Origin of the sequence: Caballeronia sp. ATUFL_F1_KS4A (assembly GCF_023630905.1) — a bacterium.
Taxonomy (GTDB): domain Bacteria; phylum Pseudomonadota; class Gammaproteobacteria; order Burkholderiales; family Burkholderiaceae; genus Caballeronia; species Caballeronia zhejiangensis.
On sequence record NZ_JALQEB010000047.1, the window covers coordinates 62,532 to 86,882 of the forward strand.

23 protein-coding genes are annotated in these 24,351 nt (G+C 64.5%); 20 read left to right on the plus strand and 3 right to left on the minus strand.

Features of this window, described 5'->3' with window-relative positions; genetic code table 11:
• Positions 1–2: 2 nt before the first annotated feature.
• Positions 3–1,127 carry an NAD(P)/FAD-dependent oxidoreductase gene (locus NCS03_RS30445; RefSeq protein ID WP_250530453.1) on the minus strand — a complete coding sequence of 375 codons (1,125 nt, stop codon included), beginning with the start codon at positions 1,125–1,127 and terminating at the stop codon, positions 3–5.
• Between the two features lie 102 nt (positions 1,128–1,229).
• Here NCS03_RS30445 and NCS03_RS30450 point away from each other — a divergent pair, with 102 nt between their 5' ends.
• The 7 genes from NCS03_RS30450 (at position 1,230) to NCS03_RS30480 (ending at position 8,711) form a co-directional block, all read left to right on the plus strand.
• Complete coding sequence (locus NCS03_RS30450) at positions 1,230–2,138, plus strand: LysR substrate-binding domain-containing protein (protein WP_250530454.1); 909 nt, start codon at positions 1,230–1,232, stop codon at positions 2,136–2,138.
• 241 nt (positions 2,139–2,379) lie between these two features.
• Positions 2,380–2,784, plus strand: coding sequence for a thioesterase family protein (locus tag NCS03_RS30455; RefSeq protein WP_008345636.1), 405 nt, complete (start codon positions 2,380–2,382; stop codon positions 2,782–2,784).
• Positions 2,785–2,808: 24 nt separating this feature from the next.
• On the plus strand, positions 2,809–4,158 hold the full coding sequence (locus NCS03_RS30460; protein ID WP_250530455.1) for a phenylacetate--CoA ligase family protein: 1,350 nt from the start codon (positions 2,809–2,811) through the stop codon (positions 4,156–4,158).
• Positions 4,155–4,925 (plus strand): enoyl-CoA hydratase/isomerase family protein, encoded by a 771-nt coding sequence (locus NCS03_RS30465; protein WP_033535650.1) that lies wholly within the window; start codon positions 4,155–4,157, stop codon positions 4,923–4,925. Before NCS03_RS30460 ends, NCS03_RS30465 begins: the two co-directional genes overlap by 4 nt.
• On the plus strand, positions 4,922–5,641 hold the full coding sequence (locus tag NCS03_RS30470) for an HAD family hydrolase (protein ID WP_008345631.1): 720 nt from the start codon (positions 4,922–4,924) through the stop codon (positions 5,639–5,641). The genes NCS03_RS30465 and NCS03_RS30470 overlap by 4 nt, the downstream gene beginning before the upstream one ends.
• Positions 5,638–6,771 (plus strand): branched-chain amino acid ABC transporter substrate-binding protein, encoded by a 1,134-nt coding sequence (locus tag NCS03_RS30475; protein ID WP_008345630.1) that lies wholly within the window; start codon positions 5,638–5,640, stop codon positions 6,769–6,771. The genes NCS03_RS30470 and NCS03_RS30475 overlap by 4 nt, the downstream gene beginning before the upstream one ends.
• A gap of 83 nt (positions 6,772–6,854) precedes the next feature.
• A complete protein-coding gene (locus tag NCS03_RS30480; RefSeq protein ID WP_250530456.1) occupies positions 6,855–8,711 on the plus strand; it encodes a sigma-54 interaction domain-containing protein in 1,857 nt (618 codons plus the stop codon).
• Between the two features lie 22 nt (positions 8,712–8,733).
• Here NCS03_RS30480 and NCS03_RS30485 read toward each other — a convergent pair whose 3' ends face one another.
• The gene (locus tag NCS03_RS30485) at positions 8,734–9,618 is read right to left on the minus strand and encodes an SDR family oxidoreductase (RefSeq protein WP_250437892.1); all 885 of its coding nucleotides are present in this window, start codon (positions 9,616–9,618) and stop codon (positions 8,734–8,736) included.
• A 115-nt stretch (positions 9,619–9,733) separates the two neighbouring features.
• On the opposite strand from NCS03_RS30485, the gene NCS03_RS30490 reads away from it, so the two are divergent.
• Together NCS03_RS30490 and NCS03_RS30495 are read left to right on the plus strand one after the other, a co-directional pair.
• Entirely contained in the window at positions 9,734–10,627 is an 894-nt protein-coding gene (locus NCS03_RS30490) for a LysR family transcriptional regulator (protein ID WP_250437893.1), read from the plus strand.
• Positions 10,628–10,831: 204 nt separating this feature from the next.
• Positions 10,832–12,115, plus strand: coding sequence for a sensor domain-containing diguanylate cyclase (locus tag NCS03_RS30495; RefSeq protein WP_250530457.1), 1,284 nt, complete (start codon positions 10,832–10,834; stop codon positions 12,113–12,115).
• Between the two features lie 42 nt (positions 12,116–12,157).
• Here the strand turns inward: NCS03_RS30495 and NCS03_RS30500 are convergent, their stop codons facing one another.
• The gene (locus NCS03_RS30500; protein ID WP_250530458.1) at positions 12,158–14,515 is read right to left on the minus strand and encodes an acetamidase/formamidase family protein; all 2,358 of its coding nucleotides are present in this window, start codon (positions 14,513–14,515) and stop codon (positions 12,158–12,160) included.
• Positions 14,516–14,805: 290 nt separating this feature from the next.
• On the opposite strand from NCS03_RS30500, the gene NCS03_RS30505 reads away from it, so the two are divergent.
• The 11 genes from NCS03_RS30505 to NCS03_RS30555 all read left to right on the plus strand — a co-directional run bounded on the left by NCS03_RS30505 (position 14,806) and on the right by NCS03_RS30555 (position 24,265).
• Positions 14,806–15,687, plus strand: coding sequence for an ABC transporter substrate-binding protein (locus NCS03_RS30505; protein WP_250530459.1), 882 nt, complete (start codon positions 14,806–14,808; stop codon positions 15,685–15,687).
• 18 nt (positions 15,688–15,705) lie between these two features.
• Positions 15,706–17,289, plus strand: coding sequence for an amino acid ABC transporter permease/ATP-binding protein (locus NCS03_RS30510; RefSeq protein ID WP_175982136.1), 1,584 nt, complete (start codon positions 15,706–15,708; stop codon positions 17,287–17,289).
• A gap of 39 nt (positions 17,290–17,328) precedes the next feature.
• Positions 17,329–18,579 (plus strand): acetamidase/formamidase family protein, encoded by a 1,251-nt coding sequence (locus NCS03_RS30515; RefSeq protein WP_250530460.1) that lies wholly within the window; start codon positions 17,329–17,331, stop codon positions 18,577–18,579.
• Between the two features lie 379 nt (positions 18,580–18,958).
• A complete protein-coding gene (locus tag NCS03_RS30520; protein WP_008345613.1) occupies positions 18,959–19,927 on the plus strand; it encodes a CobW family GTP-binding protein in 969 nt (322 codons plus the stop codon).
• A 34-nt stretch (positions 19,928–19,961) separates the two neighbouring features.
• Positions 19,962–20,465 carry a DUF1097 domain-containing protein gene (locus tag NCS03_RS30525; protein ID WP_008345611.1) on the plus strand — a complete coding sequence of 168 codons (504 nt, stop codon included), beginning with the start codon at positions 19,962–19,964 and terminating at the stop codon, positions 20,463–20,465.
• Between the two features lie 28 nt (positions 20,466–20,493).
• Entirely contained in the window at positions 20,494–21,237 is a 744-nt protein-coding gene (nthB, locus tag NCS03_RS30530) for a nitrile hydratase subunit beta (protein WP_175982133.1), read from the plus strand.
• A gap of 31 nt (positions 21,238–21,268) precedes the next feature.
• A complete protein-coding gene (gene nthA / locus NCS03_RS30535; RefSeq protein WP_008345607.1) occupies positions 21,269–21,892 on the plus strand; it encodes a nitrile hydratase subunit alpha in 624 nt (207 codons plus the stop codon).
• Between the two features lie 10 nt (positions 21,893–21,902).
• The gene (locus NCS03_RS30540; RefSeq protein ID WP_061119069.1) at positions 21,903–22,238 is read left to right on the plus strand and encodes a nitrile hydratase accessory protein; all 336 of its coding nucleotides are present in this window, start codon (positions 21,903–21,905) and stop codon (positions 22,236–22,238) included.
• A 29-nt stretch (positions 22,239–22,267) separates the two neighbouring features.
• Complete coding sequence (locus NCS03_RS30545) at positions 22,268–22,477, plus strand: CbtB domain-containing protein (protein ID WP_008345603.1); 210 nt, start codon at positions 22,268–22,270, stop codon at positions 22,475–22,477.
• 13 nt (positions 22,478–22,490) lie between these two features.
• A complete protein-coding gene (locus tag NCS03_RS30550) occupies positions 22,491–23,276 on the plus strand; it encodes a CbtA family protein (protein ID WP_250530461.1) in 786 nt (261 codons plus the stop codon).
• Complete coding sequence (locus NCS03_RS30555) at positions 23,273–24,265, plus strand: GlxA family transcriptional regulator (RefSeq protein WP_250530463.1); 993 nt, start codon at positions 23,273–23,275, stop codon at positions 24,263–24,265. Before NCS03_RS30550 ends, NCS03_RS30555 begins: the two co-directional genes overlap by 4 nt.
• Positions 24,266–24,351: the final 86 nt, after the last annotated feature.

The following is a 24,351-nucleotide window of genomic DNA, read 5'->3' on the forward strand; positions in this document are numbered from 1 at the left end:
GTCTAATTCGAAAAGCGCGTGGCGACGAAAGGATGAAGAATCGCGGGCCGTGCGCCGCCCGCGATCCACGGTGCGATGACGTCCGCGTGCGCGGCGGCGAGCGTCACGCCGCTATGACAAATGGCGAGGAACGCGCCGGGATGCGCCGCCGATTCCTCGTAGACCGGCAGTCCGTCCGGCGTCATGATGCGCAACGCGCCCCATGCCCGCACGATGCGCGCATGCGCGAGTGCCGGAAACGCGGTGCGTGCGCGCCGGGCGATATCGGCCATGACGGCGCGTGTCTGGCCGTCGTCGAAGCCGACCTGCTCGGCGGAGTCGCCGAGGAGCACGGAGCCTTCGCGCGTCTGCCGCACGACCAGCGTCGGATAGTCGAGAAACGGCGCGAGCCGCTCGGTCACCATGATCTGACCGCGCAGAGGCGTGATCGGCGCGTTCATGCCGACCATCGGCGCGAGGCGCTTGTTGTCGAGACCCGCGGCGAGCACGACGCGTCCGGCTTGCAGCATGCCGTGCGTCGTGTCGATCTCGAAGCGGCCCGCGCGAGGGCGAATCTCGCGCACCTCGCTATGCGGAAGATACGTGCCGCCGTGCGACGCAAAGGCCTGCTGCATGGCGCGCAGCGTGTAGAGCGGGCTCGCGTGGCCATCGTGCGGCGAATAGAGCGCGCCCGCAAGTTCGTCCGATGCCGAAGGCACACGCGCCTTGAGCGCGTCGATGTCGAGCACTTCGTAGTCGAGCGATGCGTCCTGCGCATGAATCGATTGGAGCAGCTGCCGGCCGGCTTCGAGCTGCTCGGCCGTCTCGCACAACTCGATGCCGCCGGGCCGTTCGAATCCGGCGTCGATGCCCGTTTCGCGCTTCAATTGCGCGGCGAAAGCGCTCCAGCGCTCCGACGACTCGCGCGACCATTGCGCATACGGCAGGCATCGTCCGCCTTTGCCCTGCACCCAGACAAGGCCGAAATTGCCGCGCGCCGCGCGATGCGCGGAGTCGGCTCCGTCGCACACGGCAACGCGCCGGCCCGCACGCGCGAGCCCGTAGGCGATGGCCATGCCGACGAGTCCGCCGCCCGCGACCACGAGATCGAACCGGCAGCATGTGTTATGGGCGAGATCGACGTGCATGAATTGCGCTTTGTGCCTGCATTGATGTATCGAGACGCAACTTTCGGCGGATAAAAAACGCCCGTCAAATGCCGAATGATCGGTCATCTATAATTCAATGTTATGGAAATGTCCGAGCTCAAAATCCGGCAGATCGAAGCGTTTCGCGCGGTCATGCTTCGACACACCGTCACGCGCGCCGCCGAGTCGCTGCATATCTCGCAGCCCGCGGTGAGCCGTCTTATCGCCGATCTCGAAAGCCGCGTCGGCTTCGTGCTGTTCGAACGGCAGCAGGGGAGGCTTGCGCCCACGGCCGAAGCGCGCGTGCTGTTCGAGGAAGTGGAGCGCGCGTTCGTCGGACTGGACCGGATCACGCAGGCGGCCCACCAGATTCGCGCGATGCGACGCGGTTCGCTGCGCGTGGCAGGGTCGCCCGCCGTCGCGCTCGATCTGCTGCCGGCGGTGATCGCGCGTTTCGTCGAGCAGCATCCGGGCATCGACGTGAGTCTGCTCGCGCACAGTGCGACGACGGTGGTCGACAAGGTTGCGTCCGGCCAGTGCGACGTGGGCCTGACCGCCGAGGCTATCCCGCATCCGGCCGTGAAGAGCGAGCGGCTTCCGAACGCGATGATGCGATGTATCGTGCCGCGCGGGCATCGCCTGGCGCGCCGTGCATCGTTGAGTCCCGACGACCTGCGCGGCGAGCCCTTCGTTTCGTTTCCGCACAGCTTCGACGCCCGCGCCGCGATCGACCGCGTCTTCGTGGAAGCGGGCGTGACACGCAATCTCGTGATCGAGGCGCAGTTATCGCAAGCGATCGTGGCGCTGGTCGCCAATCGAGCGGGAGTCGCGCTCATCGACCCGGTGACGGCGGCCTACGCACGGCAACGTGTGGCGGTGAAGCGTTTCGCGCCTGCCGTGCACGATCATTTTTATATCGTGACGAATGCCTCCCGGCCCGTTCCCGTTGTGGCCGACGCGTTTTGCGACGCCGTGCGGGAGGCCTTCGGACGGGTTGTCGCTGAGGTCTGACTTCATGCGGAACTCGCCCCGGTTTCATCCGTGATGGATGTCGAGACCCGCGCACGCTCGTCACCGTGCAGCGACTGCCGCATCAGCCGCCAAGACGTCCGTAGCGAATCGAAACGTCAAGAATCTTAACGGTCCGCCGTTCCAACGTCTTGCAAAATCGCCCGAAGCCCCGCCCGACGGGGCTTCGGCCCATATGGCCCGGACCTTGCCTTATTGGCGGCTACACAACCCGGAGCCGCACATGATCGAACGAGGCCGAGCCGCCACGCTCACCCACACCGTCACATCCGCGGATCTCGCATCCGCCCACGCGCGCGACGCGGACGAGCGCTACCCCGACGTGCTGTCCACGCCCGCGCTCCTGTCGCTGATCGAGCGCGCTTCTGCCGATGTGCTGCGCGACGCCATCGGTGACGGGCAACTGTCCGTCGGCGTGACGACGCATCTCAACCATCTCGCGCCGACGCCGCTCGGCGCCGAAGTATCCGCGACCGCGACCTTCCGCGACATCGACGGCGCGCTGTACTGGTTCGACATCGTCGCCACCGATGCGGGCGGGCCGATCGGCACCGCGAGCCACGCGCGGGCGATCGTCGAGCGGTCCGCGATCGAAGCACGCGCCGCCAAACGCCGCCGCGCCGAATAACGCCAACACGACAAAGGACCACACATGAACGTAGCAGTTCACTCGCCGGCGCACGGCGTCTACTTCGACGAAGCGTTCGAGACGCTCCCGCTCGACGAAGTGCGGCGTCATCAGGATGCGTTATGGGCGTCTCACTGGCCGTATCTGCGCGCGATGTCCGCGTTCTATCGCACGAAGCTCGAGCGCTGGGCCGGCCGCGACGACATCACGCTCGACACGCTGCAGGACATGCCCTTCACCGAGAAGGACGACTTGCGCGTAAGCCAGGAGAACGCGTCGCCGTATGGCGATTACGTCGCGTGCACGGAGAGCGGCATCGCGCGGCTGCATCGTACGTCGGGGACGACGGGACGGCCGCTGATCCTCGCCAACAGCGCGCGCGATGCCGCGGATATCGCCCGCGTCGGCGCGCGCTCGATGTGGGCGGCGGGACTGCGCCCGGAGCATCGCGTCGTGCACTGCCTCAACTACTGCATGTGGACGGGCGGCTTCACCGATCACACGATTCTCGAAGCCGCCGGCGCGACCGTCGTGCCGTTCGGCGTCGGCAACACGCGGCTTCTGATCGATTCGATCCTGAATCTCGGCATCGACGCGATTTCGTGCACGCCGTCTTATCCGGCGCTGATCGAGCAGGTGCTGCGCGAGACCGGCGGCCCCGCGCCGCGCGATCTCGGGCTGAAGCTCGGGCTTTTCGGCGGCGAGGCCGGTCTCGACAATCCGGAGTTGCGCGCCGCGATGGAGGAGAAGTGGGGCTTCGCGGTGCGCAATGCGAACTTCGGCCTCTCGGAAGTGCTGAGCATTCTCGGCGGGCAAACGGACTGGACGACCGATCTGCTGTATCACGCGGCGGACGTGGTGTTCGCCGAGATCATCGATCCGCACACGCTCGCGCGTCTGCCGATCGAAGCCGGCACGACGGGCGAACTCGTCTGCACGCATCTGCGCAAGCAGTGCCAGCCGCTCGTGCGTTATCGCACGCGCGACGTCGTCACGGTGACGGCCACCGACGCCGGCCCCGATGGCCGCAGCGCCTGGCGCTTTCGCGTGACGGGCCGCACCGACGACATGTTCAACGTGCGTGGCGTCAACGTGTTCCCGGGCGCGGTGCGGCTCGCGGTCGAGGCGTTGCCGCAATGGGCGTCGGGCATGTTTCGCATCGTGCTCAAAGGGCCGGGGCCATACGACCGCATCGCGATGACGGTCGAGGCCGCGAACGGCTTGCCCGTCGCACGCTGGAACGATGCCGCCGCGCGCATCGAGGCGGCCGTGCGCGAACGCATCGGCGCGAGCGCGGCTGTGACCATCGTCCCGTTCGAGCACTTTCCGCGCACCGAAGGCAAGACACGCTGGATCGACAGGGAGCCCGCATGAGCTACGTCAGGACACGCACGGAAGGACCGCTTCGGGTGGTGACGCTCGACCGCCCGGAGCGCATGAACGCGATCGGCGGCGCGCTGCTCGACGATCTGCACGAGGCGCTGCAAGAAGCGAACGACGACGCCTCGTGCCGCGTCATCGTGCTGACGGGCGCGGGCCGCGCGTTCTGCGCGGGCGACGATCTTAAGGAGTTCGGCGAGCAGAGCGCGACTGACGCAAGCATTCGTCTGCATATCGAGCGCATTCAGCGCATCACGCGCGATCTGATGTTCAACGCGAAGCCCGTCGTCGGCGCGGTGCATGGCTTTGCCGTCGGCGGCGGCTTCGAATGGATGCTCAATTGCGACATGGTCGTGGCGTCCGACGATCTCGTCGCGTTCTTTCCGGAGATGGCGTGGGGCCAGTTCGTCACGGGCGGCGTCACGCATTTGCTGCCGCAGGCGCTCGGCCATCAACGCGCAATGGAATTGTGGCTGCTCGGCGAGCGGCAAAGCGCGCAATCGCTGATGTCGATGGGACTCGTCAATCGCGTCGTGCCACGCGACGCCATGCTCGATACGTCGATCGCGCTGGCCTCGCGCATCGCGGAGCAATCGCCGGGATCCATCGCGCGGCTGAAGCGCCTCGTCACCACGCAATTGAGCGAATCGCTCGCACGGAGTCTCGAACTCGAGTTCGACGCGACGATCGACGCCTTCGCCGATCCCGACGCCGCCGAACGCGTCAAGCAGTTCGCCACGAGAAAGGAGCGCGCGCAATGAACCCCAAAGCCCTGACGTTCGATTACTTCGGCACGCTCGTCGATGTGGATCGCGGCGGCACGCTCGGCATCGCGGAAGTGTTGCGGCGTCTGTCGATCGAGACCGGCGACGCGATGTTCGACATCTATCTCGACTGGGATATTCGCAATGTGCGGCTGTATCGCGGGCAGGCGTATGCGCGTTACCGCGACGTGGCGGGCGAGGCGCTCGCCGCCGTGCTCGATGCGCGCTGGCCCGGCGCGCGCAAGGGCCACGCGCTGGACGAGCTGACCGACCTGTTTCTCGCGCATCTCGTCGAGGCGTCGCCCGCGCATGAGGACGCCGAGCCGTTTCTCGACTGGGCGGCGTCGCGCTATCCGCTGATGCCGATCACCAACATGGACAGCGACCTGTGGCGGCGCACGCAGCTCACCCGCTACTTCGAGCATGTGACGACGGCCGAGATGGCGCAGGCGTACAAGCCGTCCGAGGCGATCTTCAGGCTGGCGCTCGACCGCCTCGCGCTGCCGGCGCATGACGTGTTGCACTGCTCGCTCGCGAGCTGGGCCGACATCGACGGCGCGAAGCCGCTCGGCATGGCGGTCGCATGGATCAATCGCGGCGCGGACACGCTCGGCGCGTGGCAGCCGCGCCCGGATTTCGAGTTCGACACCTTGTCGCCGGTACGGGACCTTCTTGAGAATCTGACACTCACTGCGACGGGAGAATCACGATGAAACCGATGAAGACGGCAATCACGTTCATTGCATGCGCGGCGATGCTATGCGGCGCGGCGCATGCGCAGGAAGTCGTGAAGATCGGCGTGGCCGGCCCGCTGACCGGCAGTGCGGCGTCGAGCGGCAAGGACGACGAGCGGGGCGTGCGGCTCGCCATCGACGAATTGAACGCGAAGGGCTTCGCAATCGCCGGCAAGCCGGTGAAATTCGAGCTGATTTCGATGGACGATCAGGGCGATCCGAAGGTCGGCGTGAACGTCGCTCAGAAGCTCGTCGACGATGGCGTGTCGGCGGTCATCGGCCATTACAACTCGGGCGTGAGCATTCCGGCGGCGCGCATTTACAACGACGCCAAAGTCGTGATGATGACGGGCGCCTCGTCGAACCCGGATCTCACGCATCTCGGCTATCCGTACGTGTTCCGCCTCGCCACCAACGACAACGTGATGGGCGGGCGCATGGCGGTCTATGCGTCGAAGGTGCTGGGCGCGCAACGCGCCGCCGTCATCGACGACCGCACCGCCTACGGCACGGGGGTCGCGGACGTGTTCATCAAGACCGCGCAGAAGGAAGGCTTGCAGATCGTCGCGCGCGAGTACAGCACCGACAAGGCGACCGACTTCAAGGCCATTCTCACGCAGATCAAATCGCGCAATCCGCAGGTCGTGTTCTACGGCGGCTATTACGCGCAGGCCGCGACGCTCGCGCGGCAAATGAGCGAGCTCGGCCTGAGCGCGACGCTCGTCGGCGGCGACGGTATCTGTTCGCCCGAATTCGACAAGCTCTCGGCGGGCGTCGCGGACAAGCGCATGTTCTGCGCGCAAGGCGGCGCGCCGCTCGACACGCTGCCCGAGGGCAAGACCTTCCGCGCGAAGTTCAGGAATGCGTTCAGCGCCGATGTCGATACCTACGCGCCCGCGTTCTATGCGGCGACGCTCGTCGTCGCGGATGCGATGCGCAAGGCGGGATCGGCGAAACCGGAGGTATTCGTGAAGGCGCTGCGCGATCAGTCGTTCGACAGCATTCTGGGCCCCGTCAAGTTCGATTCCAACGGCGACTGGATCGATGCGCCTGTCACGGTGTACCGGCTGAACAGCGGGGCGCTCACGGCGATCGCACAGAAGGACTGAGCGCGCGATGCCGCGATGCGCGGGGCGGCGGGATTTTGTCCTGTTACATTCGAAGCCGTTGACCCACCGCATCGCAGGTAGATATGGCCACCGTCGCGCTCGATCCCAGCATCGCCACACTCGAGAGCGCGCTCGCGTCGCCCAGATGGCGCGATGCGCGCCGCCTGGCCGCGCGCGAGGCCGGCGCGTGCATCTTCACGCTCGATCGCAGTGGCCATGTGCTCGAACCGCTCGCGCACATTGGCGACGCCGCGCTCGATGCCTTCCTCGCGCGCTGTCCTTCGGCGGGGCTCGCCGCGCTCGCCGAAGCCGCCACCGTCTCATCGGACGGCCGCTGCGTGACGCTGGCGCTGCAGGACGCCGATGCATCGATCGCGCAGGCGTTCGCGCTGCGTGTCGATGCGCATGGCCGCCGGGTTTTTCTCGTCGCGTTGCGCTGGCGGAAGGCGGCGAATGAAGCGGCGAATGAAGCGACGAATGAAGCGACGAATGAAGCGACGAATGAAGCGACCCCCGCGCCCTGGATCACGCTGCTCGGCGCGACGCTCGACGTGCTGCTGCAAAGCGCGTTCGACCTGGCCGCCTACGACACGCTCGTCGAGGAACAGCGCGCGATCATCGATCATATCGGCGATGGGCTGATGGTCATCGGACAGGGCCAAGTGTTGCGCCACGTCAATTCGGTCGCGGGACGCATTCTGGGCATCGATCCGCGGACGAGCATCGGCAAGACGCTGAACGAAGTGATCGATTTCGAGCCGATCGTCGGGCCGATCTATCGGACAGGTGTGGGTTACGTCGATCGCGAGCTCATCATCGATTCGCCCGCGCGCCACTTGCACCTGCTCGATACCGCTATCCCGATCAAGAATCGTTGCGGCGAAGTCGTGTCGGTGGTGAACACGTTTCGCGAGATGCGGCGCGTGCGCAAGATGGCGGGGCGCTACGCGGGCAATCACGCACGCTTTACCTTCGACAACGTGATCGGCTCCAACGCGGGCCTCAAGCGCGCGGTCGATGCAGCGAAGAAGGCGGCGCGCGGCGCGTCGAACGTGTTGTTGTCCGGCGAAAGCGGCGTCGGCAAGGAAGTGTTCGCGCAGGCGATCCACAATGCGAGCGCGCGCGCCGCGCTGCCGTTCATCGCGATCAATTGCGCGGCGCTGCCCCATGCGCTGATCGAAAGCGAGCTCTTCGGCCACGCGCCCGGCAGCTTTACCGGGGCGGCGCGCGAAGGCCGTCCGGGCAAGTTCGAATCGGCGGACGGCGGCACGGTGTTCCTCGACGAAATCTCGGAGTTGCCCATCGACGTGCAGGCGAAACTCTTGCGCGTGCTGCAGGAGCGCGAAGTCACGCGCATCGGCGACACGCGCGGCATTCCCGTCGACGTGCGCATCATCTGCGCGAGCAATCGCGATCTCGCTTCGATGGTGCTCGCGAAGACGTTTCGCGAGGATCTGTACTATCGCTGCAATGTCATCGAGATCATGATCGCGCCGCTGCGGGAGCGTCGCGAGGACATCCGCGCGATGGCCGCGTTCTTCCTCGATCGATATTGCGCGCGCATGCACAAGCCGAGGCCCGAAATCGCGGAGCGGGCACTGCGGCAACTCGAAGCGCATGACTGGCCGGGCAATGTGCGCGAAATCGAGAATCTCGTCGAGAAGATCGTCAACTTCAACGAAGGCGAGCCTGTCGCGGATGTATCGGCGTTTTTGGGCGGCGCATCGGTTTCGCCGGCGCGCGATGGGTCGGCCGAGCATCATGGCGAGCCGGTGTCGCTGAAGGAGGCGGAGCGCCTCGCCATCGAAAGTGCGTTGAAGGCGTGCCACCTCAATGTGACGCATTGCGCGAAGCTCCTGCAAGTGTCGAAGCCCGCGCTCTACGCAAAGATGAAGCGGCACGGCATTCGCGTCGAACGGTCGATTCGTCAACTCGATTGAGCGGGCGGGCTTTTCACGGCAATCAAATGGTGCGCTGCGATTGCCCCTCTGCCAGATCGGCGGCGAAGTCGCGATAGGCGTGCAGGGGACGGCCCAAAATGCCGACAAGGCGCTCGGCATCGCCGAGTTCGGGCACCATCCCGTCGCTGACGTAACGCTCGGCCATCAGGCGCATCTCGTACGCCATCCACTTTGGCATGAAGCTCGCCAGATTCTGCTCGAAGCCAGTCGGGTCGTCGCCACCGTAGCCAACGGGACGACCGAGCACGTCGGTCCAGATGGCGGCGAGTTGGGGGCCGGTCAGCGTGTCAGGCCCGACAAGGTTGATGACCTCCAGTGGAAGGTGAGCGGCCGCCTCGTCCCGACGGATCAGTTCGAGGGCCGCGACCTCCGCAATGTCGCGGGTGTTCACCATTGCGACGCCCTTCGTTCCGATAGGCATCGGGTAGACGCCGTGCTCGATGACCACGTCCTTGATCATCAGTTCGTTATCCATGAAGTACGCGGGCCGCAGGATAGTGGCGCTGAAGCCCATCGCCTCGATCATATGCTCCGCACCGGACTTGACGGCGAAATGCGGCACATTGACGAAGCGCTCTGCGTGCATCACCGAAAGATACACGACGCGTTCGACGCCGGACTCGCGGGCGATATTCAGCGCGATCAGCGCCTGCGTGAATTCATCGCCCGAGACCGCGTTGAGCAAGAACAATGTGCGCACGCCGGCGAACGCGCGGCGAAGTGAGTCGATGTCGAGCATTTCGCCCTGCACGACACTCACGGCGCTGGGAAAGTCGGCCTTCGACGGATCCCGCACGAGTACGCGCACGTCGGCATTGCGACGCACGAGCTGGTCGACGACCTGGCGGCCGACACGGCCGGTGGCGCCGGTAACGAGAATAGTCATGGTGTTGCTCCTTGAGCGTGGTTGGGATGGCTCAAAGGTACGTGATCCAAATCTGGTCCGGAAGATGCTATAAAGAGACGACGTGTCTCACCAATGGAACGCTGGAATAGCGCGAATGGATCTTCTTGCACTTGCTGATTTCAACCTCGTCGCTCGTTACGGAAGCTTCGGCGAGGCGGCTCGCGCCGCGGGTCGTCCGAAGGCGACGCTTTCGCGAAGGGTGAGCGAACTCGAAAGCGACCTTCAAATCCGGCTTCTCGAACGGGGACCGCGAGGCGTAAAGCTCACGCAGGAAGGACTGGCACTCTATGAGCGCACCGGTGCGCTTCTCGCCGAGCTCAGCGCCAGTGCCGCAGCGATAGCATCGAGCAGCGAGCAGCCTCGCGGCCGCTTGCGAATCAGCGCACCCGCGCTTTTCTCGCAAATCGCCATGGGAAAACTGGTCGCCTCGTTCGCGCTGAAGTGGCCGGAGGTTCGATTGGAAGTCACGACGGAAGATCGCCCGGTCGACATGATCGAAGAAGGTTATGACCTGGTTATACGGGTCAACCCGGCTCCCGACGAGAATCTGGTTGGACGGATCATCCTGCACGACCGGCTCGTCGTCGTGGCGAAGCCCGGACTGGAGCCGCCCGAGGGAAAAGCGCGCGTGCCGGCAGTCATCCGTGGAGCGGCCGATCAAACGTCGTTCTGGGATGTCACCGGCGCCGAGGGGAGAAAGCGCATATTCGTCGAGCCATTCGCCAGACTGTCATCGCTCGTCATGGTGCGCGACACGGTCCGGCTTGGCGTTGGGATCGCGTGCCTGCCGCTGTCGCTCGTCAGCCGCGATATCGCCGCCGGTCGACTTTCACAGTGGGGCCAGTTGGACGGGTCCGACATCGCGCTGTGGGCGCTTTACCCTTCAAGGCGCTTTCTGAGCGCGCGCGTGTCCGCTTTCCTGAACCACCTCAAAGCATCGTTTCCCTCCGGCGCTCCGGAGGAATTGGCGGCGTTGATCGACGGGTAGGAGCGTCAGCCGATGCGCTGATACGAGGGTCTCGCCGTTGCGTTCGCCTTCGAGCCGGCCGCAACAAGCTGCGCTGCGGTGAATCGCGCTCGGACGCTTCGCCCTCAAGCCTTTGCCCACGCTGCCGATAACAAACGCATGGTGGCGTCAGCGACGCAAGTGGATGATTATCGGTGCCGGACGACGGCGCGGCAGGATAGGAGTATGTCGGGGTTGCCCAACACATCGCGGGAGATTACGGAAGGCGCAACGATCGGCGTGGCTATCGTGGGCCGCGATGCGCGCGGCGGTCTGATCGTCAGGACCTGCAACGACGCGTTCATGCGCATGACGGACGCCTCGCGAGCGGACACGCCCGCGCTTCCCCTCGCGGTCGATGCCATGATGCCGGCCGAGGCGCATCCGATCCTCATCGAAAAGTTGAAGGCGTGCTTCGACGGCCAGACGCACACGCATCGATTCATCGACGGCGCGCGTTCGTGGCGTCTCGCGCTCGAACCGCTCAGGGGGCCGGGCGCGCTCGAAGCCGTGCACGAAGTCATGATTTCGTGCATCGACGATACGTCGAAGAGGCCGCTCACGCGCGAAGTCGAATTCGACGCGTCGCGCTTTCGCGCGGTCGTGGACTCGGCGTACGACGCGATCGTGAGCATCGACGAGCGGCACGAGATCACGCTGTTCAATCGGGCCGCCGAGAATCTGTTCGGCTATACATCGGCAGAAGCGCTCGGGAGGCGCATCGAGATGTTGCTGCCGGAGCGCGCGCGTGCGCATCACGCGGACAACGTGCGGCAGTTCGCGAATTCGCCGATGACGAACCTGCGCGCGATGACCGCGCCGCGCATGGACGAAAGCAACAGCGTTTTCGGGCGGCATCGCGACGGCACCATCATTCCGGTGGAAATCGCCATCTCCAAGATCGACGTGGGCGGCGTGGTCGAGTTCACCGCGGTCATTCGCGACATCACCGAGCGCGCGCGGCTCATGGAACTGCTGAAGCAACAGGCCGTCACCGATGCGCTCACCGGTCTGCCGAACCGACGCGAGTTCATCGACTTCGTCGAAAAGCTGCTCGCGACCGACGAGATCCTGTCCGTCTTCATTCTCGACATCGATTTCTTCAAGGCGATCAACGATAACTACGGCCACGATATCGGCGATGAAGTGCTGCGCGTGCTCGCGAATGTCGGAAAGTCGATCCCGCTCGAATCCATGCTGTTCGCGCGCTGGGGCGGCGAGGAGTTCGTCGCGGCGCTGCCGGGCGCGGACGCGAGTGCCGCGCCGCGGATCGCGGACGCCTTGCGCCAGCGTCTGGAGCGGCAGGATGTCGAGCATGTCTGGCGCGTCAAGGCGATTCCTTTCACCGTGAGCATCGGCGTGGTGACACGCGAGCCCGGCGAGCGCGACGTGGATGCGCTCATGCGCCGCGCGGACCGGGCGTTGTATCACGCGAAGGCGGCGGGGCGTAACCGTGTCGAGGTCAGATGAACGCGGGCAGAAGCCCGGCCTGCACGAAGCGCGGGACCGCGCTCAATCCGTGAACAACGCCTTGCGGATGATCGCGTGCACGCCCCAGTTGCCATCGACGACTTGCGTGACGCCGAAGTCCACCGCCACCGACATCAGCGAGATGGCTTCGTCTTCGGTGAGTCCCTTGGTGGACATCAGAAACCGCCGCGTCTTGATGAAGGCATCGCGCATGGCCTGATCCAGCGTGGACTTCTGATAGACCTCGCTTTGCGCGCTGGTGCCGAACTCGGCCAGATAGTCGGGATGGCTGAAGCCGTGCAGCACCCATTCATCGGCGGTTTCGACGAGCGGATACGTGAGGTCCGCGAACGACTGCGAGGCAAGCGTGTGCTTCTTGTGCAGGATCAGTTCGAAGTCGCCGGTGAGCGAGCATTCGATGGCCGTGCCGCACAACTCGGAATCGCCTTGCGACGCGTGCGGGTCGCCGATCGACAAGAGCGCCCCGGCCACGCCGACCGGCAGAAACACGCTCGCACCGGGACCGACGCGCCAGTTGTCGAGATTGCCGCCGAAGGCCGAAGGCGGAATCGAATCGATCAGACCGTTCTGCTGCGGCGCCACGCCGATCACGCCGAAGTGCGGTCGCACGGGAATGGTCACGTTCTTCAGCACGTCGTGATTCTCGACGACGCTCGCGTGATCCACCGGCACGCCCGGATAATCGATGATCGGATGCAGCACGCCGAAAGGATCGCGCTGCGGCGTCCAGCGGTAGTTGTAGACGGCGCGCGCATAGGCGCTGTCGTCGCGCGCTTCGTCCGTGTGGATCTCGTAGATGGTCACGACTTCGCGCGGCTTCGGTTCGGTGAGCAGTTCGCGATAATGAAAGCCCCACCACGCCGCGACGTTGCTGCCGAACGCGCGGCCGTGGAACTTCGGGTTCCTGCAGCGGCGCGGATGAATATCGACGATGCGCACTTCGAGGACATCGCCCGGTTCCGCGCCTGTCACCGCAATCGGCCCGGTGCAGATATGCACGCCGAAGCCTTCGCCCGCGCCGCGTCCATAGATGGAGGCGTTCATCGGGCCCGCGCCGCGACGGTCCACGTTCTTGCGTTCGGCTGTCCAGTGGAACACGCTCTCCGCGCCGGGATCGCCCGCGATCATGCGGTCCCAGTCATCCGACGCATGCTGCGTGAGCGCTTCGACCGTCACCGTATCGCCGCTCGCGACTTCGAGCACGGGCTTGAGATCGTGGCTGAAATAGCCCCAATGCACCGTGTTCGCCGTTGCGCGCAGCAAATGATGCCGCGGCCTGCCGCCCGTCCGCGCGGGCCGCGCTTGCACGGCATCGCTTTCGTCGCGCGCGGCGACGAGCGTGTCGCCCGTCTCTTCACTGCGCGCCTGCGCGATCAGACTCGCGGCGTTCACCGGCAGCCCGCGCGATAGCGAATGCACGAGATGGCGCGCGAGTTCCAGGTTCGCTTCGTGCCGGAACGTGCGCGGCGATGCGCCATAACGCTCGCGGAACACGCGGCTGAAGTGCGCCGGATCGTTGAAGCCCCAGCGAAAGCAGATGTCGGATATGGAGACTTTCTCCGAGAGCGGATCGGCCAGTTCCGCGCGGCAGCGTTCGAGGCGGCGCGAGCGCACATACGTCGAGAAACTCTGTCCGGCGAGTTCGAACAGCTTCTGCACGTAACGCGGCGACACGCGTTCGTCTTTGGCGAGCGAGGCCACGCTCAGGGTCGAATCGGCGAGATGCGTTTCGATGAAGCGGCACAGTCGCGCGAACAACGCCGACTGCGGCGGCGTCAGCCCGTTGAACGAACCTTTGCGTTCCTGTCCGGCGAGACAGGCCACGAGCATTTCGGCGAGCGCGAGTTCGGTGGGACGCAACTCCTCCGCGCTCAGCGTTTCGAGGCTTTCCACGACCGAACGCAGAAAGCCCGAGAAGATGTGGCCGATGCCCGTCGCGCCCGGCAACAAGGCCACGCGCAGCGAGAGCGGCGAAATGAGACGCGCGTTGATGGCGCTCCTGGGCGCCCGCACGATGAACGCGCGAAAGCGTCCCGCGAAAACCAGCGACGCGCTCTGGCCCGGCGCGGCATAGACGATGTCATGCGGGCTCACGCGCTCGCGCAGACCATCGGCGACGAGCGTGGCGTCGCCATCGATCAGCAGCACGAGCATGAGACTGTCCGCGTGATCCGCGCTCATCTGCAGCGTCTGCGCGGCCGAGGCGATGGTCGTGAACTCGATCCCGCCCGCCGATACGCGCGATGTCAGCGTGCCGTGCAAACCGCGTTCGCCGCCTTCGATCTTGCCGCGCCATCCGAGACGTGCGAGCGCCGCGTTCCATTCATGCCGGCGCTCGAACTCGGGATACGACTCGGTGGTGAAGCGCGACAGATTCAACGAAAACTCCACGATAGGCGAAGCAGCAAGCGCTTTTCAAAAGCAACCTTCGCGCCATCGCGATGCTTACGGCGGCGGGTGCATCGCGTATCGAAGACAGTGCATACATGCGCCATCGCGGCGCACGCCTGCACTTGCGCGCATCACGCGACGCGCGGCCTCATGCGTTCTTGGACGAGCGTGCACGCCAATACCAGCAGTTGTGCGCAGCCAGTCAAGTTCGCGGGATTTCGGTCGCCTACGCTCTGGGCATCGCAAGTCAATCGTCATCAGCCGTCAGGAGCGTATCGATGCAAAGGAATCTCATGGGCCGTTTATCTCGCGCAGGACTTGGCGCGCTGTGCGCGGTGTTGTTCGCCTTCGCGGGACAGGCGCACGCCGCCGCGCCCGCCGAATGCAGCGCGTTGCAGGCGAAGTACCCGCAGTTCAAGGGCAAGACACTCACCAATGCGATCAATCCGCATACGCCGGGCTATGAAGCGCTCGACCCGAACGATCCGAGCAAGTACATCGGCTTCGATATCGATCTGGGCGAGTTGATCGCGCAATGCCTCGGCTTCACGATGGCCTACAAGCCCGTGACCTTCGCCGCGCTGCTCACGACCTTGCAGAGCGGTCAGGCCGATATCGTCATCTCCGATATCTACGCGACCGAGGAGCGCGCCAAGGCCGCCGACTTCATCACGTACTCGAAGGTGTTCGACGGCGTACTCGTCGCCAAGGGCAATCCGAAGAAGATCACCGGCATCAACACGTCGATGTGCGGCACGACCGCCGCCGAAAACACGGGCTATGTGGAAGTGCCGCTGATTCAGGCACTGGCGCCGCAATGCAAGGCGGTCGGCAAGCCCGAAGCCACCGTGCAGCTCTACGACAACAACGCCAACTGCATCCAGGCCATTCTCGCGGGCCGCGCGGATACGTACATCAACGACGTGAACACGGTCGACCAGGCGGTGAAGGCGTATCCGGACAAGCTGGAGAAAGCGACCGCCGTGACCTTGCCGTACTTCGTGGGCATCGGCGTGCCGAAGGACAAGCCCGATTTCCGCGATGCCGTGATGGCCGCGCTCGTCGCCATTCAGAAGAGCGGCGCGCAGTCCGAACTGCTGAAGAAGTGGGGCCTCGGCGTCGAGAATCTCGCGACGCCGCAACTCGTCGTTGCCAAGTAAGCGCGGAAGCATCGGCATATGGACCTGTTCCTTCACTATCTCGGCCTGCCTTATCTGCTCGACGGCATCCGCTTCACGATCACCGTCACCTTGCTCGGACTCGCGGGCGGGCTCGTGCTGGGACTCGTCCTTGCCGCCATGCAACTGAGCCGAATCGGACCGCTCGCGGCCATCGCGCGCGGCTATACGGTGATTTTTCGCGGCACGCCGCTGATTCTGCAACTCGTGTTCGCCTACGACGCCCTGCCGCATATCGGCATCAAGCTGAGCGCCATCGGCGCGGCGGGCCTCGCGCTCGCCGCGAACGAAGCGCCGTTCATCGCGGAGATATTCCGCTCGGGCGTGCTCGGCGTGGATCGCGGACAGACGCTCGCGGGGCAGGCGCTCGGCATGACGCCTTCCGTGCTGATGCGCCGGATCATCGCGCCGCAGGCCCTTCGCTCGATGATTCCCGCGCTCGGAAACGAAACCGTCAGCGCGTTGAAGAACTCTTCGCTGGCTTCGGTCATCTCGGTGGGCGAGCTGACCTTGCGCAGCACGCAGCTTGCTTCGTCGACGTTCGACTTCTTTTCGATCTTCTTTGCGTCGGGTCTCTTGTATTTGTGTCTGACGGGCGCGATCGCCGCCATTCAGCTGATGATCGAACGCGCGCTCGATCTGGACCGCGCCAGCTCGCGCGGCGGCTTCTGGGGACGACGCCGGAGCACGCCCGTATCGACGAAGCCCGCAGGCCCGACCGATCTGCCGCCGGTCTTCGTCCCGGCTCGCGTCACACCCGGCGACCGCGCACGCCGCTACGACGCGCTGTCTCGCAACGGCACCGCCGTGCAGATCAATGGCGTACACAAGCGCTACGGCGAGCAGCCGGTGCTCAATGGCTTCGATCTCGACATCCGCTCGGGCGAAGTCGTCGCGTTGCTCGGACCGAGCGGCTCGGGCAAGAGCACGCTGCTTCGCTGCATCAATCATCTGGAACAGTGGGAACAAGGCGAGATACGCGTGGGCGGACGGCGCCTGGGCTTTCGCGATGACGGGCGGCGCATGAATCCGCGCGAGCTTGCGAAGGAGCGCGCGAGTCTCGGCGTCGCCATGGTGTTCCAGCAGTTCAATCTTTTCGGCCATCTGACGGCGCGCGAGAACATTGCATTGCCGCTCGTCTGGGTGCACGGCGCGACGCTCGCCGATGCCAACCGACGCGCGGATGCCCTGCTCGAACGCGTGGGCCTCGCGCATCGCGCCGATGCGTTGCCGCGTCATCTGTCGGGCGGCCAGCAACAACGCGTGGCGATTGCGCGTGCGCTCGCGCCGAATCCGCGCGTGCTGCTGCTCGACGAGCCGACTTCCGCGCTCGATCCGGAACTCGTGGGCGAAGTGCTCGAAGTGATCCGCCGCCTCGCGCTCGACGATGGCCTGACGATGATCATTTCGACGCATCAGTTGCGCTTCGCCGATGAAGTGGCCGACCGCGTCGTGTTCCTGAGCGGCGGCAGCGTCGTGGAGGACGGACCCGCGCATCAGGTCTTGACGCGGCCGCATCATCCGTTGACGGCGCGCTTTCTCAACGTGATGGGCGCGGGCAGCACGCTCGAAACCGTGCACTGAATCGCATCGATAACACAGCCACTCGCCGAGGACGAATCAATGAAGCATTACACGCTGCCCGTTTCATCATCCACCGTGCATTGGGGATACTTCAGCAAACGGGTAGAACCGCGCCTCACGCTCAAGTCGGGCGACCGCGCCACCATCGAAACGCTGACGCATCACGCGAACGACGACCACGAGCGCATGATCGCGGGCGATCCGGGCGCGCAGAGCGTGTTCGAATGGACGCGCGAGCACAAGGCCGTTTCGCGGCGCGGCGCGGGTCCGACCGAAGGACCGTTCCGCCTCGGCGCTGGCGAAGGCCTGGGCGTGCATCTGCTCACCGGTCCGGTGGCAATCGAAGGCGCCGAACCCGGCGACGTGCTCGAAGTGCGCATCCTCGACGTCAGGCCGCGGCCGAGTTGCAGCGCGTGTCATGCGGGCAAGTGCTTCGGCTCGAACGTGGCCGCGTCGTGGGGCTTTCAGTATCACGATCTGATCGAGGAGCCGAAGCCGCGCGAGGTGGTGACCATCTTCGAACTCGATACTTCCGGCGAGCCGTATGCGCGCGCGGTCTACAACTATGTGTGGACGCCGCAGACCGACCCGGATGGCATCGTGCACGCGACGATCGATTATCCCGGCGTGCAGGTGGATCACCGGCTCGTGACGAAGCGCGAAAACATCTTGCCGGATATCCGCGTGCCGGCGCGACTGCATTTCGGCACCATGGGCGTCGCGCCCGCCGAAGCGGACTATGTCAGTTCGATTCCGCCGAGCTACACGGGCGGCAACATCGACGACTGGCGCATCGGCCGGGGCGCGACCATGTATTACCCGGTGGCGGTCGAAGGCGCGCTTTTCTCGGTGGGCGACCCGCATGCCGCGCAGGGCGACAGCGAACTGGGCGGCACCGCTATCGAAACATCGTTGACGGGGGACTTCGAATTCATCCTGCACAAGAAAGCGGATCTCGAAGGCACGCTCCTCGAAGGGCTCACGCATCCGCTGCTCGAAACGGATCAGCAATGGTCGGTGTACGGCTTCACGTTCCCCAACTATCTGGCCGAACTCGGGACGAACGCGCAAGTGGAAGTGGCGCAGCATGCGAGCCTCGACAAAGCCATGCGCGATGCCTTTCGCAAGCTGCGCCGCTTTCTGATGACGGTGCACGGTTTGAGCGAAGACGAAGCCATTGCGCTGATGTCGGTAGCGGCGGACTTCGGCGTGACGCAGGTGGTCGACGCGAATTGGGGCGTACACGGTTCGATCCGCAAGGAAGTGTTCAAGAACTACAAGAAGCGTTGATCGACGCGAATCAAGACATCGATCCATAGCCTGTCAATCCGCGCGCACGCGCGCGTCGCTTGCATGACTGAGGCGAGCGGCCTGTCCATCCATCCATAACGTTCACGAAACCCTCGCCAAGGGAATGCCGGGTCGCGTCCGTTCGTATCGGCGGGCGAGAAGAGGGCATCGCCTGCACTTCGGCGATGCGCGTCGCGCACCAATGTGTTTCGTCGCCTTACGTGCGTCTTTGTCCGTCCGTGTCGCTTCGGAACAGAACGGACATGCGCTCATGCACGCCGCGCCAAGTATCGCCCGATGGCGGCCAAGCGCGGGAAATCGGAACGGAAGCCGCTAAAGGGTAGGCGTTCCTAATCGACGCACGCGAAGGATAACCCTCATGCGACCCGCCAAAGTGCCTGCCACTGTCATTACCGGTTTCCTTGGAGCCGGCAAGACCACGCTCGTGAATCACCTGCTCGAATCCACGCGGCCGATGCAGATCGGCATCGTCGTGAACGAATTCGGCGAAGTCGGTATCGACGGGCAGTTGATCGTCGCCGATGAACGCGCCGTGATCGAGATCAACAACGGCTGCGTCTGCTGCACGGTCCGCACCGATCTCGTCGCCAGCGTGCGCGACATGTTGATGCGCTTCGGCGATCGCCTCGCGCGTCTCATCATCGAAACGTCGGGCCTCGCCGATCCCGCGCCGGTGCTGCAGACCTTTCTCGCCGATCCCGACGTGCGCGAGCGCGTGGAACTGGAATCGGTCGTCGCCGTGGTCGATGCAATGCACGCGCAATCCCAGCTACATGACGACATCGCGCGGGAGCAAGTGGTGTTCGCGGACCGCATCGTCATCAACAAGACCGATCTCGTTTCGACCGATGCCGTCGATGCGCTCGTCGCCGGGATTCGCCGGCTCAATCCCACTGCACGCATCGAGTACGCGCAGCGTTCGAGGATCGACGCCCATGCGCTTTTCGGCACGCGGAGCTTTTCGGTCGACAACCTGCTCGCCATCGAGCCGAATCTGCTCGACGAAGACGGCCACGATCACGAACACGACGACAGCATTGCATCGTGCGCGATCGTGGTGCCCGGCGGCATCGATGCGACGCGTTTCAACCGCTGGATCAATCAGCTCGTGCAAACGCAAGGCACACAACTTCTGCGCATGAAAGGCGTGCTCAACATGCACGACGAACCGCGACGCCTGCATTTCCATAGCGTGCATATGTTGCTCGACACCACGTTCGGCCGTGCGTGGATGCGCGACGAAACACGAGAGAGCCGTTTCGTGATGATCGGCCGCAACATCGACGCTGCGCGAATGCGCGACGGCCTTCTGAGTTGCATGAACTGAAGCCTTCATTCATTTCTTCTTCAAGGAGCTACGCATGAAAAAGCCAGAGGCATACACGGTGAGCATCGGCGTATTGGCGGTCGTCGATACATGGCTCACCGGCACGATCTTTCCGGTTCCGGTTTGGGTGACGTTCATCGCGTGGGCGTCGTTCTTCGTGCTCGGCGGCGGGCGCGCGGGCTTCGTCAAGAGCGTGGCGTCGAATCTCACGGGACTCGTCATCGCTTCGCTTACCTTGCTCTGCATTGCGACGACGAGCGGCGGCGCGATCGCGGTGGCCGTGCTGGTTGGCATCGGCAGCGCGGCGATGGTTCAGGCGTCGAAGATCAAATTGCTCGATGTCTTGCCCGCGATCGTCTGGGGCTTCGCCTCGACGGTCGGCACGATGGTCGCAACGGGCAAGGCGATCACCACGGCGGGCATCGGCAATCCTGCGCTGGTCGCGGCCGCCGCGCTCGTTACCGGCGCAGTGTTCGGCTTCGTCTCGGAAGTGGTCGGCGAAGCCCTGCAATTCAGACGCGAGCATCGGCTCGGATAAGACCGTTTCCATTCAAGCGGAGCACAACATGAAGCTGCAACATCATCTCGGCGGCATCGAAAATCTGGGGCCGGTCAGCACTGAAAAGCGCGTATTCGTCGAGCCGTGGGAGAAGCGCATCTTCGGCATTCATACGGTGATGATGGCGGAGAGCGCGCATCTGTCGGACACGCCGCATCGCTATCCGGTCGATACGCTGCCCACCGCCTTCAAGAGCAACTGGACCTGGGCCTCGCTGCGCACCGGCGCCGAAGACATGCAGCCGTTCGAGTACTTCAAGTATCGCTACTACGAGAAATGGCTCGGCGGCATTGCGCAGTTTTTCGTCGATCAGGGGTATGTGTCGGCGGAGGAACTCGCTGAGAAAACCGCCCACTACAGCGCGCACCCGGACGCGCCTTTACCCGATCGCCCCAATGCCGAACTCGCGGCGCAGATCGACGCCTATTTGCAGCACGGCGACTCGGGCTATCACGCGCTCGACGGCGCGGCGCGCTTTCGAGCGGGCGATGCCGTGCGTATCGCCGATCCCGAAGCGGTGGACCACACGCGCTTGCCGGGGTATTTGCGCAACAAGACCGGCGTGGTGGATCTCGTCTATCCCGGCGCGTTCTCCTATTTCGTCTCGACGGGCGTGGACGGTATCGGCGCGCCGATGCCTGTGTATCGCGTTGCCTTCGACGCCGCGTCGATCTGGGGCGCCGGCAAAAGCGAGCCGAACACGACCATTTACGCCGACCTGTACGAAGCCTACGTGCAGGCCGCCGATTGAACTCGAACATAAGCCAACCCCGAGCGAACCCATGAGCCAACTCTTCGAATTTTCCGGCGACCGCGAAGCATCGAGCGCCGCCAAAGTGCGTGCGCTGGAAGCCTTGCTGATCGAAAAAGGCGTGATTGCCACCGACTCCGTCGATGTCGTGCTCAAGCACTTCGAGACGATGGCCGGCCCGTTCAACGGCGCGAAGATCGTCGCGCGCGCATGGGTCGATCCCGACTACGCGAGACGTCTCGTCGAAGACACGCCGAAGGCGATCGCCGAACTCTCGCTTCCGCTCGGCATGGCGGGCGCGGAAGGCGAGCATATGGCGGCGGTCGCAAACGACGCGAACGTGCATAACCTCATCATCTGCACGCTGTGTTCGTGTTATCCGTGGCCGGTGCTCGGCCTGCCGCCGTATTGGTACAAGGACCCTGTATTTCGCGCGCGCGGCGTGCGCGAACCGCGCGCCGTCCTGCAGGAATTCGGCGTACAGGTGCCCGCCACGAAGGAGGTGAAGGTGTGGGACAGCAGCGCGCAGATTCGCTGGTTCGTGGTGCCCGAGCGCCCCGCGAACACGGAGCATCTGAGTGAGGAAGAACTCGCCGCGCTCGTTACGCCCGAGTCGATGATGGGCGTTGCACTCGTCGAAGCGCCCGCAGCCTGAGGAGCGTGCCATGTTCACGCGTTTCGAAGAATACGCTGCCGCGTCGATGCTCGGCGCACCAGATTCTCCGCCGCGTCTCGACGGCAAACTGCTGTTCACCAATCGCTGGGAGCGCGATGTGTTCGGCCTCGCGCTCTCGCTATCGAAGGCGGGATGTTTCGAGTGGGAGGACTTTCGCCAGAGCCTGATCGCGTCCATCGCGAAGTGGGAAGCGATCGAATGCGCGAATCAGCCGCGCTGGGACTACTACGAACGTTTTCTCGAAGCGCTGCTGAACGTGGTCGAGACGAGCGGCGTGCTGTCGCGCCGGGAGATCGAAGCGATCGTCGCGGCGCGCAGCCGTTAACATTTTTCCGACTCTTTTGGAGGTACTTCATGAATCAAGCTGTCCTGCATTCCACTGACACGTTCGAACCGATTCCACTGCGCGAACTGCTGCCGTGGACGATCTTCGGCGGATTGCTGATGCTGCTGGCGCTGTATTTCGTCGGCGCGGAGCAGGGTGCTACCGCGGTCTTTCAGGGCACCGCCATTCACGAGTTCGTGCATGACGGACGCCATCTGTTGGGCTTCCCCTGCCACTGACGAGGAGACGACGATGGTCGGCAAACTGTTGATGCGCGGCATGCTCGCGGGCCTCATCGCGGGACTGCTGGCCTTCTGCTTCGCGCGGGTGGCGGGCGAGCCGCAAGTCGAACGCGCGATCGCTTTCGAGGCCCATGAAGCGCACGAGCACGCTCACGCCGGCGATGCGCCCGAGCCTGAAATCGTCAGTCGTGAAACGCAAGCGGGCGTGGGCTTGCTGACGGGCGTACTCGCGTACGGCGCTGCATTCGGTGGGCTCTTCGCGTTGTGCTTCGCCTATGCGTGGGGACGCGCGGGAAGCATGGGCGCGCGGCCGCTTGCAGCATGGCTTGCGCTCGCGGCTTTCGCCGCCCTGGTGGTGCTGCCGGCGCTGAAATATCCGGCGAATCCGCCTTCGGTGGGCGCGGCGGAAACCATCGGCGTGCGCACCGCGCTTTATTTTTTATGCATGGGGATTTCCGTCGCCATTACACTGCTGTCGATAGCTTTGCGCCAAGCCCTGTCGCGCAAATGGGGCGATGCCAACGCGACGCTCGCCGGTCTGCTGGCTTTCGCGATCATGGCCGCCGCGATGCTCGCGCTGTTACCGGCTATCGACGAAGTGCCCGCCGAGTTTCCCGCCACGTTGCTGTGGCGATTCCGGGTGGCGTCGATCGGCATGCAGGCGATCATCTGGACGGTCATCGGCGCTGCGTTCGGCGTGGCGGCGGAGCGCATGGCGTTGCCCGGCGCTGCGCGCGTGGGTCGAGGCATGACCATGAGCAAGTCTGTTCTCAGAGGATCCGGATATCGGCGATGAAACGCATCAAGGTCGGAATGCTCGTCTTTCCTGGATTTCAGCTGCTCGACATCGCCGGGCCGAAGGATGCGTTCGCCGAAGTCAAGGTGCTGAGTTCAGGCGAGTGCGAGTACGAAATGATGATGGTCGGCACGACGCGGGGCACGGTGCAATCGTCGAGCGGCCTGACTACCGTGCCGGATCGTACGATCTTCGATCCGTGCCCGGAGTTCGACATCATCATCGTGCCGGGCGGGCTCGGCATCTTCGACGCCTTCGACGATCCGGCGCTGAGCAACTGGCTGCGCGCGCAGCATCGGCAGTGCCGCCGCGTGTCCGCTATCTGCAACGGGTTGTTCGCCCTCGGCTCGGCGGGGCTGCTCGACAACAAACTGGTGACGACTCACTGGATGGACGTGCCCCGGCTCGCCAGCACTTTTCCGAAGGCGCGCATCGAGCCGGATCATATCTTCGTTCGCGACGGCAGCATCTACACGACGGCCGGTGTCACGGCGGGCATCGACCTCTCGCTCGCGATGATCGAAGACGACTTCGGCCGGCAAATGGCGCTCGATGTCGCCAAGTATCTGATCGTCTATCTGCGGCGCTCGGGCGGGCAGTCGCAGTTCAGCCCGCTGCTGGAAACGCAGGCTTCGCCGGGTTCGCAGACTATCGAAGTCCAGCAATTCATGCTGGATAACCTGCATGTGGATCATACGGTCGCGTCGCTCGCGGAACGCGTGCATATGAGCGCGCGCAATCTCTCGCGCATCTTCGCCAAGGATTGCGGCATCACGCCGATGACTTACCTCGCCAATGCGCGCATCGATGCCGCGCGGCGCTACCTGGAAGCCACGGACTTGCCGCTGAGAGTCATCGCACACCGATGCGGCTTCGAGGACACCGACAAATTCCGCCGCACCTTCCTGCGCCGTCTGCAGATCAGTCCGGTCGATTATCGCAACCGGTTTAGATCGATGAACAAGCAAGAGTCGCTCAGTGCGGTCTGAAGAGACTCGCCACGCGGGGATGATGCGCTGAGCGTGACTTTTCCGGCACTAAACGCGTGCATGGCCATGCACTTCTTCGGGGCTAA

What these genes read in the sequence shown, in the direction of transcription:
- NCS03_RS30445 (WP_250530453.1), bottom strand. Translation starts at nt 1,127, where the DNA reads ATGCACGTCGATCTCGCCCATAACACATGCTGCCGGTTCGATCTCGTG.
- NCS03_RS30450 (WP_250530454.1), top strand. Translation starts at nt 1,230, where the DNA reads ATGGAAATGTCCGAGCTCAAAATCCGGCAGATCGAAGCGTTTCGCGCG.
- NCS03_RS30455 (WP_008345636.1), top strand. Translation starts at nt 2,380, where the DNA reads ATGATCGAACGAGGCCGAGCCGCCACGCTCACCCACACCGTCACATCC.
- NCS03_RS30460 (WP_250530455.1), top strand. Translation starts at nt 2,809, where the DNA reads ATGAACGTAGCAGTTCACTCGCCGGCGCACGGCGTCTACTTCGACGAA.
- NCS03_RS30465 (WP_033535650.1), top strand. Translation starts at nt 4,155, where the DNA reads ATGAGCTACGTCAGGACACGCACGGAAGGACCGCTTCGGGTGGTGACG.
- NCS03_RS30470 (WP_008345631.1), top strand. Translation starts at nt 4,922, where the DNA reads ATGAACCCCAAAGCCCTGACGTTCGATTACTTCGGCACGCTCGTCGAT.
- NCS03_RS30475 (WP_008345630.1), top strand. Translation starts at nt 5,638, where the DNA reads ATGAAACCGATGAAGACGGCAATCACGTTCATTGCATGCGCGGCGATG.
- NCS03_RS30480 (WP_250530456.1), top strand. Translation starts at nt 6,855, where the DNA reads ATGGCCACCGTCGCGCTCGATCCCAGCATCGCCACACTCGAGAGCGCG.
- NCS03_RS30485 (WP_250437892.1), bottom strand. Translation starts at nt 9,618, where the DNA reads ATGACTATTCTCGTTACCGGCGCCACCGGCCGTGTCGGCCGCCAGGTC.
- NCS03_RS30490 (WP_250437893.1), top strand. Translation starts at nt 9,734, where the DNA reads ATGGATCTTCTTGCACTTGCTGATTTCAACCTCGTCGCTCGTTACGGA.
- NCS03_RS30495 (WP_250530457.1), top strand. Translation starts at nt 10,832, where the DNA reads ATGTCGGGGTTGCCCAACACATCGCGGGAGATTACGGAAGGCGCAACG.
- NCS03_RS30505 (WP_250530459.1), top strand. Translation starts at nt 14,806, where the DNA reads ATGCAAAGGAATCTCATGGGCCGTTTATCTCGCGCAGGACTTGGCGCG.
- NCS03_RS30510 (WP_175982136.1), top strand. Translation starts at nt 15,706, where the DNA reads ATGGACCTGTTCCTTCACTATCTCGGCCTGCCTTATCTGCTCGACGGC.
- NCS03_RS30515 (WP_250530460.1), top strand. Translation starts at nt 17,329, where the DNA reads ATGAAGCATTACACGCTGCCCGTTTCATCATCCACCGTGCATTGGGGA.
- NCS03_RS30520 (WP_008345613.1), top strand. Translation starts at nt 18,959, where the DNA reads ATGCGACCCGCCAAAGTGCCTGCCACTGTCATTACCGGTTTCCTTGGA.
- NCS03_RS30525 (WP_008345611.1), top strand. Translation starts at nt 19,962, where the DNA reads ATGAAAAAGCCAGAGGCATACACGGTGAGCATCGGCGTATTGGCGGTC.
- nthB (WP_175982133.1), top strand. Translation starts at nt 20,494, where the DNA reads ATGAAGCTGCAACATCATCTCGGCGGCATCGAAAATCTGGGGCCGGTC.
- nthA (WP_008345607.1), top strand. Translation starts at nt 21,269, where the DNA reads ATGAGCCAACTCTTCGAATTTTCCGGCGACCGCGAAGCATCGAGCGCC.
- NCS03_RS30540 (WP_061119069.1), top strand. Translation starts at nt 21,903, where the DNA reads ATGTTCACGCGTTTCGAAGAATACGCTGCCGCGTCGATGCTCGGCGCA.
- NCS03_RS30545 (WP_008345603.1), top strand. Translation starts at nt 22,268, where the DNA reads ATGAATCAAGCTGTCCTGCATTCCACTGACACGTTCGAACCGATTCCA.
- NCS03_RS30550 (WP_250530461.1), top strand. Translation starts at nt 22,491, where the DNA reads ATGGTCGGCAAACTGTTGATGCGCGGCATGCTCGCGGGCCTCATCGCG.
- NCS03_RS30555 (WP_250530463.1), top strand. Translation starts at nt 23,273, where the DNA reads ATGAAACGCATCAAGGTCGGAATGCTCGTCTTTCCTGGATTTCAGCTG.